The sequence below is a fragment of the Companilactobacillus tucceti DSM 20183 genome (assembly GCF_001434665.1).
In the GTDB taxonomy this organism is placed as follows: domain Bacteria; phylum Bacillota; class Bacilli; order Lactobacillales; family Lactobacillaceae; genus Companilactobacillus; species Companilactobacillus tucceti.
In genome coordinates this window covers 22,569-35,175 of record NZ_AZDG01000002.1, presented here as the reverse complement: position 1 = coordinate 35,175, position 12,607 = coordinate 22,569, and the positions used below count along the sequence as shown (strand labels likewise).

12 protein-coding genes are annotated in these 12,607 nt (G+C 35.1%); 1 reads left to right on the top strand and 11 read right to left on the bottom strand.

Going from position 1 to position 12,607, the window contains the following annotated elements; genetic code table 11:
• Window positions 1-6: 6 nt before the first annotated feature.
• The 11 genes from sufU to rpsO form a co-directional block, all read right to left on the bottom strand.
• Window positions 7-441: a Fe-S cluster assembly sulfur transfer protein SufU gene (sufU, locus tag FC72_RS01365; protein ID WP_057764010.1), complete on the bottom strand. Its 435-nt coding sequence runs from the start codon at window positions 439-441 to the stop codon at window positions 7-9.
• Complete coding sequence (locus FC72_RS01360; protein ID WP_057764009.1) at window positions 428-1,663, bottom strand: cysteine desulfurase; 1,236 nt, start codon at window positions 1,661-1,663, stop codon at window positions 428-430. The genes sufU and FC72_RS01360 overlap by 14 nt, the downstream gene beginning before the upstream one ends.
• A complete protein-coding gene (gene sufD, locus FC72_RS01355; RefSeq protein ID WP_057764007.1) occupies window positions 1,650-2,933 on the bottom strand; it encodes a Fe-S cluster assembly protein SufD in 1,284 nt (427 codons plus the stop codon). Before sufD ends, FC72_RS01360 begins: the two co-directional genes overlap by 14 nt.
• A gap of 11 nt (window positions 2,934-2,944) precedes the next feature.
• Complete coding sequence (gene sufC / locus FC72_RS01350) at window positions 2,945-3,739, bottom strand: Fe-S cluster assembly ATPase SufC (RefSeq protein ID WP_057764006.1); 795 nt, start codon at window positions 3,737-3,739, stop codon at window positions 2,945-2,947.
• A gap of 142 nt (window positions 3,740-3,881) precedes the next feature.
• The gene (yihA, locus tag FC72_RS01345; protein ID WP_057764004.1) at window positions 3,882-4,469 is read right to left on the bottom strand and encodes a ribosome biogenesis GTP-binding protein YihA/YsxC; all 588 of its coding nucleotides are present in this window, start codon (window positions 4,467-4,469) and stop codon (window positions 3,882-3,884) included.
• 66 nt (window positions 4,470-4,535) lie between these two features.
• A complete protein-coding gene (gene clpX, locus FC72_RS01340) occupies window positions 4,536-5,783 on the bottom strand; it encodes an ATP-dependent Clp protease ATP-binding subunit ClpX (RefSeq protein ID WP_057764002.1) in 1,248 nt (415 codons plus the stop codon).
• 164 nt (window positions 5,784-5,947) lie between these two features.
• Window positions 5,948-7,234: a trigger factor gene (tig, locus tag FC72_RS01335; RefSeq protein ID WP_057764000.1), complete on the bottom strand. Its 1,287-nt coding sequence runs from the start codon at window positions 7,232-7,234 to the stop codon at window positions 5,948-5,950.
• A 202-nt stretch (window positions 7,235-7,436) separates the two neighbouring features.
• Window positions 7,437-8,627 (bottom strand): elongation factor Tu, encoded by a 1,191-nt coding sequence (gene tuf, locus FC72_RS01330; protein ID WP_057763998.1) that lies wholly within the window; start codon window positions 8,625-8,627, stop codon window positions 7,437-7,439.
• 204 nt (window positions 8,628-8,831) lie between these two features.
• Entirely contained in the window at window positions 8,832-9,782 is a 951-nt protein-coding gene (locus FC72_RS01325) for a hypothetical protein (RefSeq protein WP_057763996.1), read from the bottom strand.
• 31 nt (window positions 9,783-9,813) lie between these two features.
• The gene (locus FC72_RS01320; RefSeq protein ID WP_057763993.1) at window positions 9,814-11,511 is read right to left on the bottom strand and encodes a ribonuclease J; all 1,698 of its coding nucleotides are present in this window, start codon (window positions 11,509-11,511) and stop codon (window positions 9,814-9,816) included.
• Window positions 11,512-11,685: 174 nt separating this feature from the next.
• Window positions 11,686-11,955 carry a 30S ribosomal protein S15 gene (gene rpsO, locus FC72_RS01315; RefSeq protein ID WP_057763991.1) on the bottom strand — a complete coding sequence of 90 codons (270 nt, stop codon included), beginning with the start codon at window positions 11,953-11,955 and terminating at the stop codon, window positions 11,686-11,688.
• A 253-nt stretch (window positions 11,956-12,208) separates the two neighbouring features.
• Between rpsO and rpsT the strand changes: the two genes are divergently transcribed.
• Window positions 12,209-12,457, top strand: coding sequence for a 30S ribosomal protein S20 (gene rpsT, locus FC72_RS01310; RefSeq protein ID WP_057763989.1), 249 nt, complete (start codon window positions 12,209-12,211; stop codon window positions 12,455-12,457).
• The last annotated feature ends 150 nt before the right edge of the window (window positions 12,458-12,607 follow it).

The following is a 12,607-nucleotide window of genomic DNA, read 5'->3' as shown; positions in this document are numbered from 1 at the left end:
CACTTCCTATTTGCTTTGATTAGTCAATGATCTGTGTAATGCTTTCCAGGCTAAAGTTGCACATTTGATACGAGCCGGGAATTTAGAAACTCCTTGCAATACAGCGGCATCTCCCAAAACATTTGTATCAACATCATCACCAATAATCATGTCCGAAAATACTTGAACCATATTATCAGCATCTTCGACTTTTTTATTAATGACAGCATCGGTCATCATGCTGGCGGATGCTTGGCTAATAGTACAACCATAACCACTAAACGCAGCATCTTTGATAATTCCATCTTTAACCACAAGTTGTAATTTTAATACATCACCGCAAGTAGGATTTTTCAACTCAATTTCGTTTGTTGACTTAGGCAATTCCCCATGATGATGAGGATTATCCGAATGGTCTAAAATCACTTGACGATAAAGATTATACATTTTAGACAGTGCCATTTTTAAAGAACTCCTTTGTTGCTTTAATTGCTTCAACTAGTCTATCTGCATCACTAATAGTGTTATACAAATAGAAACTAGCTCTTGCAGTAGCTGAAAGTCCCAAATATTCCATCAATGGTTGTGCACAATGGTGTCCAGCACGCACTGCCACACCTTCCATGTCTAATCCAGTTGCTAAATCATGGGGATGTAATCCCTTCAGATTAAAGGAAATAACCCCAGTATGATTTGCTGGATCTTTTGGACCATAAACTTCTAGATCATCAATATCTAACAATTTAGGTAAAACATGATCCACTATAGCTTGAGTATTTTTTTGAATATTATCTAGTCCAACTGACTCTAAATAATCAATTGCATATCCCAATGAAATTGCTCCAGCAATATTAGGTGTTCCAGCTTCAAACTTCCATGGTAATTCATTCCATGAACTATCAAATTTCTTTACAAATTCAATCATTTCTCCACCAAATTCAACCGGTGGCATTTGCTCCAATAATTCTTGTTTACCGTATAAAACACCAATTCCTGTTTCTGCCATCATCTTATGACCAGAGAAAGCAAAGAAATCACAATCTAAATCAGTTACATCAACCGGCATATTAGGAACAGACTGTGCTCCATCAACCACCATGACCGCATCATGACTATGAGCAATTTGAGCCAATTCTTTAACTGGATTTATTACTCCTAAGACATTAGATGACTGTGCTATTGAGACAATTTTGGTTTTATCAGTAATTTTCCTTTGAGCGTCGTCCATATCAAGCTGTCCATCATCAGTCAACTCAATATATTTCAAAGTTGCTTTCTTTCTCAAAGCCAATTGTTGCCAAGGAATCAAGTTACTATGGTGTTCCATATAGGAAATGACAATTTCATCTCCTTCGTGGATATTTTCTTCCCCGTAACTTTGGGCTACAAGGTTCAAAGAATTAGTTGCACCCTTAGTAAAGATGACTTCCTTATCAGAGTTAGCATTAATAAATTTTCTAACCTTTTCTCTTGCAGCTTCAAATTGTTCAGTCGAACGTTCAGCTAGAGTATGTACTCCACGGTGAACATTGGCATAATCACTATAGTAAAAGTTAGCTACTTTTGACATAACGTCTTTTGGTTTTTGTGTTGTAGCAGCGTTATCCAAATAAACTAGATCTTCATCATTAACTTTTTGATCAAGAATAGGAAAATCTTTTCTCCAAACATTATTGTTGTCCATTGATCAGTTTCCTCTCAATCATTTGAGTTAGGCTAGCGCGAACGTCTTTTTCTGGAATTTCAGAAATAACACTACTTAAGAAGCCACGAATAACTAATCTTTGAGCTGTTTTTTCATCAATACCACGGCTCATCAAATAATACATTTGATCTTCATTTACACGACCAACACTAGCAGCATGTCCAGCGGTAACATCATTTTCATCAATCAAAAGGATTGGATTAGCATCACCACGAGCCTTTCTTGAAAGCATCAAGACACGACTCTCTTGTTGAGCATCTGAACCTCTAGCACCTTTGACAATATGACCAACACCATTAAATGTAAGTGTTGATTTTTGCAAAATAACCCCATGTTGAAGAATATGACCAATTGTATGTTGACCATAATTTGTAACCTTAGTATCAATTCCTTGTACTTGATCGCCAGTTGTAATGGCAACCACTTTCGCCTCAGTGTGTGATCCTTCGCCTAATAGGTCAGTCCCAAAGTCACCAATTACATCACCATCATTCATAAATCCGATGGCCCAATCAAGTCTAGTATTATTACCAGTGCAACCACGGCGACTTAAATAAGTAGTTGTATCTTTTGAAAGTTGATCTAATGCTGAAAAATGAACTCTAGAGTCATCAGCTGCAATAACTTCTACAACTATATTTGCTTTATTTTTATATCCTGAACCAGTCGAAACTAAGTTTTCCAAATAAGTAACTTCACTGTCTGCCTCTGCAACAATCAAAACATGATGAACAAAATCACAATCGACTGAATTATCTTGGACAAACATAGCTTGAATAGATTTATTTATATGAACTCCTCTTGGAACATATAAGAAAATACCACTATTTAAGAATGCAGCATTTAAAGCTGTCAGTTTATTATCTTCAGCTTTAGTTACTTTAGTCATAAAATACTTTTTCATTAACTCAGGATAATCATTCATTGCTGAAAAGATGTCAGTTAAAATAACTCCTTTATCTGATAACTCTTCATCTAAACTACTTGATAGTGTTTGATTCCCGGCCTGATAAATATAATTATCAGCTTGAGGTTTATTATCATTTTTAATTTCTGAGTCCGCATTGATCACACCTGGTCTATCTAAACGCCAGCTACGATAATTGATTTTTTCATATTTAGGGAGAGATAATTCGTCAGCTTTAGCTAAACTATCAAGACGCACTTGTTTATACCAATCTGGCTCATTTTTAGATTCCGAAAAGGAAGTCACTTCATCTTTATATTTATCTATTAAATTAGCTCGCATAACTCCTCCTCCTAAATTTCATCCGTTAATTTAACATCAAGATGTAAGTCGTCACGTAGACCAGCATAACCCTCATCCTCTAGTTTTTTAGCCAAATCTGGGCCACCACTCTTAACGATTCTTCCATCCATCATTACATGAACTTGATCTGGAACGATATAATTCAACAGTCTTTGATAGTGAGTAATGATCAATGATCCAAAGTTATCACCACGCATTGAGTTAACACCACGAGAAACAACTTTCAAAGCATCAATATCAAGACCTGAGTCAATTTCGTCTAAGATGGCAAACTTAGGTTCGATCATTAATAGTTGTAAAATTTCATTACGCTTCTTTTCACCACCAGAAAAGCCTTCATTTAGGTATCTTTCTGACATTTCATCTGTCATATCAAGAATCTTTTGCTTTGCTTCTAGTTTTTTAATGAATTCCATAACAGGGATTTGTTTATCCTCATCACGACGTGCGTTTATAGCAGCACGCATAAATTCAACATTTGTAACACCTGGAATTTCAGCTGGATATTGCATGGCCAAAAACAATCCTAAACGTGCACGTTCATCAACGGGTAGATCTAATATGCTTTTACCATCAAGTAAAACATCACCCTGAGTCACCTTATAGGCAGAATTCCCCATAATTGCTTGTGATAAAGTTGATTTACCAGTTCCGTTAGGTCCCATAATTGCATGAACCTCACCTGTACTCATTGATAAATTTACGCCTTTTAAGATCTCTTGTCCTTCACCTTTTTCATCATCGGTTACTGAAACATGCAGATCTTTGATTTCTAAAGTAGACATTCATATCCCTCCATTATTGTTAATGCTTTCATTATAGTATTGTTTCAATTCGAAACCAATATATTTTAATATATTCTATTGTAATAAATTAAATTCCTCACAAATGTCGACAAAAAAAAGACCACCATAAATATTGTGATCTTTATTCATTCATTTTTGATTCTATCCAATCCCAAACTTGTTCTTTACCATATTTAGTCTCTGCGCTAAACATTTGTATATCATCAGTCTGGTTAACTTGCATTGTCTTCATTATTTGACTGCTACTCTTATTCCATTGATTCTTTTTAACTTTATCCATCTTTGTGGAAACTATTAATGTTGGAATATGATAATAGCTAACGTATTGATACATTGAAACATCATCATCACTTGGAACATGTCGACCATCCGTAAGAATAATGACACCCTTTAAAACTTTTCTAGTTGTTAAATATTCTTCGATCATCGTACCAAATTCTTCGCGTTGTTTCTTAGATACCTTGGCAAATCCATAACCTGGAACATCAACCAAATAAAGTTGATTTTCTATGTTATAGAAATTTAGTGTTTGTGTTTTACCAGGGGTACTTGACGTTCTGGCAAAGCTTTTACGATTGATCAAAGTGTTTATTAATGACGATTTACCTACATTTGAACGTCCCAAAAGAGCTATTTCAGGATAACCGTCATCCGGATATTGTTTGGCGCTAACTGCGCTTAAATTCATTGATACATTATTTACCTGCATAATTCACCTCAATGATTTTATTTTAACATACGAGATATATTCAAAGATATAAAAAAAGGCCGCCCCTTAGGCAACCTCTCCATCTTTTAGAATTAATTCTGGTTCTTTGATTTTACGGACGGCATCTTTAGTTACTTTAACCATCTTAACGTCTTTTCTTTCAGGAATATCAAACATCGTATCTAGCATTGTTTCTTCAACAATAGAGCGTAGACCACGAGCACCGGTATTTCTTTCAATTGACATCTTAGCTATTTCATTCAATGCTCCATCAGTAAACTTCAATTCAACACCATCAATTGACATCAACTCTTGATATTGTTTAATAAGGGCATTCTTTGGCTTTGTAAGGATCTCAACCAAATCACTCTCAGTCAACTTCTCAAGTGCTGTAACGATAGGAATACGACCAATGAATTCTGGAATAATACCAAACTTCATCAAATCTTCAGGAATGATTTGTTGCATCAAACTCTTTTCCTCATCAATATTTACATCGTGTTCTGCACCAAACCCAATTGTCTTATCACCTAAACGGTTTTTAACAATTTGTTCAATACCATCAAAAGCTCCACCTACAATAAACAAAATGTTTGTTGTATCAATTTGAATAAGCTCTTGTTGAGGATGCTTTCTTCCACCTTGTGGGGGAACACTAGCAATCGTTCCTTCAAGTATCTTAAGCAAGGCTTGTTGTACACCTTCACCTGAAACATCACGTGTAATTGAAACATTTTCACTCTTCTTTGAAATCTTATCAATTTCATCAATGTAAACAATACCATGTTCGGCTTTTTCAACGTCAAAGTCGGCATTTTGCAACAATTTCAATAAGATATTTTCAACATCTTCACCAACATAACCTGCTTCTGTTAATGTCGTAGCATCTGCAATTGCAAATGGTACTTTTAAGATACGTGCAAGTGTTTGAGCAAGGAACGTTTTACCTGAACCTGTAGGTCCAATTAAAGCGATATTACTCTTTTGTAGCTCTGTGTCACCATCTTTTGAATTTTCCATCTTATTAATTCTCTTGTAGTGATTATAAACGGCAACTGATAAAGCACGCTTAGCATCACTTTGTCCAATGACATAATCATCAAGGATCTTCTTAATTGCTACTGGTGTAGGGATGTTTTCAAGATCCAATGGTTTATTTTCACTTAATTCTTCATCGATGATCTCTTTACAAAGATCGATACATTCGTTACAGATGTATACTCCTGGTCCCGCAACAATTTTTTGAACTTGATCTTGTGTCTTTCCGCAGAAAGAACAACTGATTGTGCCTGTAGTTTCTGTACTATCAAACATATGCAATTTCTCCTTCAATAGTTCCAATACTTTGAAAGTCTAGCATTGAAGCTGTTAAGAGTAAAGTAATTAGTTTTAAACAAATATTACCTTAAACTTTAATAAACTGATTACCTAAAAAAAAGAAGCCCATTGGCTTCTTTTTTCAATAATTAATTAGTTAATTATTTTTCAACGGCTGAGTCAACGATAAGTTCGATAGCCTTCTTAGCTGAAATATCATGAGCTAACATATCATCTGTAAGTGCATTTCTAACAGCTTTTTCGTCCATGTTATATTCATCAGCAAGTGACTTAACTTCATCTTTGATTTCGTCTTCTGTAGGCTTGATGTTTTCTTTAGCAACAATTGCTTCGATAACAAGATCAGTCTTAACACGTTCTTCAGCATCATTTGAGAATTGCTTCTTCAAATCATCTTCTGTTGTACCTGTCATTTGATAGTACAACTTAGGATCGATTCCTTGACGACGTAAGTTTGATAGATATTGATTCATTTGGTTTGAAACTTCAGTATCGATCATAGCTTGTGGTACTTCGTCAATTTTAGCATTCTTTACAGCTGCAGAAATTGCTTCTTCTTGAATGTTTTCTTCAGCAGTTTGCTTCTTTTGATCCTTCAATTCATCATGGATCTTCTTCTTAAGTGCGTCCAATGTATCAACATCTTCGTCAACATCTTTAGCAAAGTCATCATCAAGTTCAGGCAATTCCTTTGTCTTAACTTCATGAATCTTTGTCTTGAAGATAGCCTTCTTACCAGCTAAGTCTTTTGCTTGGTAGTCTTCTGGGAATGTTACGTTAACGTCAACATCTTCATCAGCACTGTGACCAACTAATTCATCTTCAAATCCAGGAATAAATGAACCTGAACCTAATTCAAGTGAATAGTTTTGTGCACTACCACCATCGAATTCTTTTCCATCAACTGTACCAACGTAATCAATAACAACAGTATCACCGTTTTCAGCTTTACCATCTTTAAGAACAAGTTCAGCTTGTTGCTTTTGTAGTTCAGCAAGACGTGCTTCAACGTCTGTCTTCATAACATTACGTTTTTGCTTCTTAACTTCAAGACCTGTATAGTCACCAAGTTTAACTTCTGGTTTAACAGTGATTGTTGCACTGATAGCCCATGGTTTACCCTTTTCCATTGATTCAACACTAATTTGTGGTTGATCAACTGGTTCAACTGCAGTATCACTAACAGCTTTATCATATGCTTCTGGTAAAACAGCGTTTAAAGCATCTTCATACAAAGCTTCTTCTCCGTACATACGGTTGAAGATTTGACGAGGTACTCTACCCTTTCTAAAACCAGGAACATTTAAGTTTTTCTTTACACGATCAAAAGCAGTATCTAAACCTTTTTTGATAGTATCTTGGTCAATTTCAAATTTTAATTCACCAGTATTTTTTTCTTTTTTTGTAAATTCAGCCTTAGCAGACATTTTATCCCTCCGGTATTTCACGATCTCATACTTTGTAATATTACCTTAAATCAATAATATTGTAAATATTTCACGCTAAATATAGGCTTTTACGCCATTACTTTACTATTATAAGATAACGTAAAGCGTTTTCCTAATCAAATCTGATTAAAAAAAAAGAGCTGAGACATAGTCTCAACTCTTTTAATTAGAATCAAAGAGATTAGTCTAAGATATCAGTAACAACACCAGCACCAACAGTACGTCCACCTTCACGAACAGTGAAACGTGTACCTTCTTCAACGGCAACTGGAGCAATCAAGTCAACTTCAAAAGTAACTTGGTCACCAGGCATTACCATTTCAACGCCTTCTGGCAATTCAATAACACCAGTAACGTCAGTTGTATGGAAGTAGAATTGAGGACGGTAGTTTGAGAAGAATGGAGTATGACGTCCACCTTCTTCTTTTGTCATGATATAAACTTCACCCTTGAATTTTGTGTGAGTTTGGATTGAACCTGGCTTAGCAAGAACTTGTCCACGTTCAACTTGGTCACGGTTAACACCACGAAGAAGAACACCAACGTTATCTCCGGCTTCACCAAGATCCAATGTCTTACGGAACATTTCTAGACCAGTAACTGTAGATTTGATAACTTCTTCCTTCAAACCAACAATTTCAACTTCATCACCGACTTTAACTTCACCACGGTCGATACGACCAGAAGCAACAGTACCACGTCCTGTGATTGTAAATACATCTTCAACAGGCATCATAAATGGCTTGTCTGTTTCACGTTTAGGTGTTGGGATATATTCATCAATAATGTCAAGAAGTTCTTCAACATGTTTGATTTCCTCTGGGTCACCTTCAAGAGCCTTCAAAGCTGATCCACGAACGATAGGTGTATCGTCCCCAGGATAATCGTATTCTGAAAGTAATTCACGTACTTCCATCTCAACTAAGTCAACAAGTTCGTCATCATCAACAAGGTCTGTCTTGTTTAGGAATACAACGATGTATTCAACACCAACTTGACGAGCCAATAGGATGTGTTCACGAGTTTGTGGCATAGGACCATCAGTTGCAGCAACAACAAGGATGGCACCATCCATTTGTGCAGCACCAGTGATCATGTTCTTAACGTAGTCAGCATGTCCTGGAGCATCAATATGTGCATAGTGACGCTTTTCAGTTTCATACTCAACGTGAGCTGTATTGATTGTGATCCCACGTTCTTTTTCTTCTGGGGCCTTATCAATATCAGCGTAATCTTCAGCCTTAGCTAAACCTTTGTCAGCCAAAACCTTTGTAATTGCGGCTGTTAATGTAGTCTTACCGTGGTCAACGTGACCAATTGTCCCAATATTTACATGGGGCTTTGTTCTCTCATAATGTTCTTTTTCTGCCATTACAAAGAATCCTCCTAAAATTTCATTTCATAAGATTAATCCAAAGAAAATGTTCTTTAGATGACTCTTTACTGAAAAATTATACTACTTTCAGAAGCGAAAGCAAAGCAATTCAACGCAAATCGCCTACTAAAAATATACTCTTTGGATTATACGGGGCACAATCCAAATTGTAAATACTAATAACGAAAAAAATGCATATTTTCATTGCTGAAATACATTTATTAGAGAATCGAACCTGTCGACCCAGCTCTTCACTTCTGAATAGTGTGAATTGTCTTTAATATCAGACTCATCTATAAGACCATACCTCAAAAGGAAAAGGTTTGTCCAGAGACTTGGATTTTTTATTATATTTTCTCCAAATGGGTAGACCATAGCGGCATATAATGATAATTCTCCACATAAATTCTCAACTTGAGTCTCATTTTTACTATCTTCTAGAATTTTATCTAATTCATCACACATTTCTAGATAAACATCAGTTGCCATGATCGGTTTCAATTTAGAAGGTACAAATGTTTTCATATCCCCATAAAATGAAATGTCAATTTTTTCAGTGACACCTAACTTATAAAGATTTTCAGCCAATTCACTTTTTAATAATGGATGTAAAAGTGGATTACCAAGCAATAGCTTAGCAGCTTCTATATAATCTCTCTTATCAAATTCTCTCATACTTCTAATCAATTGAATCTGCCCTACCATAGGTCTTGTTACAATTGATCTTAGATGTGTGATTATGTTTGTCATATGTGGTTTAAAAGATCTTAAATGACGCTCTTCGGCTAGTGCTACTCGTCTTTTAAAATCGATTACAAATTCATCTTCAATAGTAGAAATGTTGTTATTATCATAATAATTTATGATTTGATTTGCCAACAAAAAATCATTATTTTCCAATACAATATCCGCAGCCAGTTTGGCGGCATCTGCATTGCTGAGGTAGTAATTAAAGTAATCTAATATAACGGCCTCAGCATCGTCAGCTTTTTTTAGGTTCAACAAAGAAGCAGCCAGTCCTTGATTTGTTAAAAAGGATGGCTGCATAGTATATGCCTCGGTATAAAGTTCAGTGGCTTCATCCCAATTACCCTTGTTGAATGCATCGTCAGCTGCGTCCAATATTTTTTTTAGGTTGTCTGAGTCGTCCATAAAATACCTCTTTACAGAAGATCAATTGATCTTACTTTTTAGATTTACGATGTCTATTTTGATTAACTTCCATAATAACTGGCAAAATAACAGGATGGCGATTTGTTTGTTCATATAGGAAGTGATTAAGCTTGTCTCTAACTCCTTGTTTTAAATCAGACCAATCAAAATCTTTACTATTTTGCAAGTAGTCGACAATAGTATCAACGATCAAGTCTGAACTCTCACTTAATAAATCACGACTGGCTCTCATATATACAAAGCCACGTGCTGTGATCTTAGGTTTAGCAATAACCTTTTTCTTTTTACGATCAATTGTTGCGACAGCAATAAATACACCATCTTCAGCCAGTAATTCACGGTCACGAAGAACGATACTACCGATATCACCAACACCGATACCGTCAATCATAGTATCTCCAGCTGCAACTCCTTTACCAAGATAGAATTGATCGTTTTCATAATTTAAAACATCACCCTTTTTAGTTAGGAAGATATTTTGATAAGGTATTCCTGTTTCATGCGCAATTCTTGCATGAGCATCTAATAATCTATACTCACCTTGAATTGGAATAACATTTTCAGGATTTAACAAATTAATCATTAATTGTAGATCAGTCTTATTAGCATGTCCTGAAGAATGAAGATCATCACCTAATGATTTTACTTCAGCGCCAGTTCTATAGATAGCATCACGTGTCTTAGCAAAACTTGTATCCATTGCGTGTGAAGGAGTTGTAGCAATAAACACTAAATCTCCCTCTTCAATTTGGAACTTAGTTTTAGCAGATGGATTTGCCATCTTGAGCAAAAGCTTGATAGGTTCGCCCATTCTACCAGTTTCAATAACAACTAATTTATTAGGATCTACATCATTTAGCTCTTTACCTTTAACAATAAGTTTCTTATTAGCTATTTTTAGATATCCAAGTCTCATGGCTGTTTTAAGGATTCTTTCAGCGTCTGTACCTGATAAATAAACTTGACGGCCAGTTTGATCAGCTGCGTCTAAAACTTGTTGCATTCTTTGAATATTGGAAGCAACTTGAGCAACTACAATACGACCGTTGTGATAATTAAACATATCAAGAATATATTCAAAAATATCTCGTTCATTTGAATTCTCATATGGAGACTCAGCATTTGCAGAATCACTTAACAATGCCAGAACTCGTTCACTACCAATTTTTGCAATACGGCCAAAGTCAGTTCTATATGTTGGTACCGCAGCTTGATCAAACTTGAAATCACCGGTATAAACAATTTGACCTTCACTAGTTTTAATATCAATTCCTAAAGAACCTGGAATTGAATGCGTTGTTTTAAAGAATGCAACAGTTGCTTCTTCAAAATCAATTGCCGTATTTTCATCAATTACATGAAAATCATTGAATTTTTTACTACGACGATCATTTGAACAAACAATTTTAGCTAATTCAATTGTCATCTTTGAGCCAAAGACAGGAATATCATAATCACCTATCAAATATGGCAAAGCGCCTATAGCATCAGCATGACCATGTGATAAGAAAATACCAACAACTCTATCAATGTTTTCTTTAATATAAGTCATATCCGGAACAACAACATCAATTCCGTATAAATCATTATCAGGATACTGTAAACCAATATCTAAAATATAAATCTCATTATTTACTTCAACGGCGTACATATTCTTACCGTTTTCACGAACTCCACTTAATAGAACAATCTTTATTTTTTTGCTCATTATTTCATCTCTCATTTCATAAATATGGATAGATAACAATATCTAATTGTCGTTTTGAGTCCCTCTACTTAAGACTACTTGATATGTACCTGATTGTTATTCTATCACACCACATAGCAAATTGAAATTTAGCAAAAAAAATAGGAAATTCCTTTTGGAATTTCCTAAAATATATTAACGACGTAGACCAAGTGACTTGATTAATTCACGGTAACGTTGAACATCATTATTTCTAAGATATTTAAGTAAGTTACGACGGTGACCAATCTTCTTCAACAAACCAACGTATGAATGGTGGTCTTTCTTGTTAACTTTCAAGTGATCATTTAATGAGTTAATATCATATGTCAAAACAGCAATTTGTACTTCTGGAGAACCTGTGTCTCCTTCTTTACGTCCATATTGCTTAATGATTTCGTTTTTCTTTTCTTTTGAAATAGCCATTTCATTCACCTTTTCCTTATTAATTTAGCCAAACTATGCAAAACGCTGGTGATTCGTCAAACAGAGCATGGTTAATACGATTAACTAGTTTACTATAAAACAGCTTCACTTTCAATATGAAAATATGTTTAATATTACTTATTCAATGTAAACCATTTGCACTAATTACAAATAATTTATTGCATTGAAACTATCAATTATGTATAATTCTATGTATTGAGTTTAAGTCACTAGGTAATCGGAGGTGAAATAGATGCCACAAATTAAATCAGCAATCAAGCATGTGAAGTCTGCAGAAAAGGCTAACCTTCGCAACGGTTCACAACGTAACGCTATGCGTTCAGCTATCAAGAACTTTGAAACTTCAGCTGCAAACAACGCTGACAACAAAGAAGATTTGTTCAGATCAGCAGTTCGCGCTATTGATATGGCTAAATCAAAAGGTCTTATCAAGGCAAACAAAGCTGCTCGTGATAAGTCAAGACTTGCTAAAATGAATTAAAACGTAAGCAACTAATTTAGTTGCTTATTTTTTTTGACATTATTATAGATACACAAAAAGGGGATGTGACATATGTCACATCCCCTTTTTACATTTCCAAACTTTTTTATAGCCTAAACGTGTAACAACAGGCTGCAACCTCCACATAGT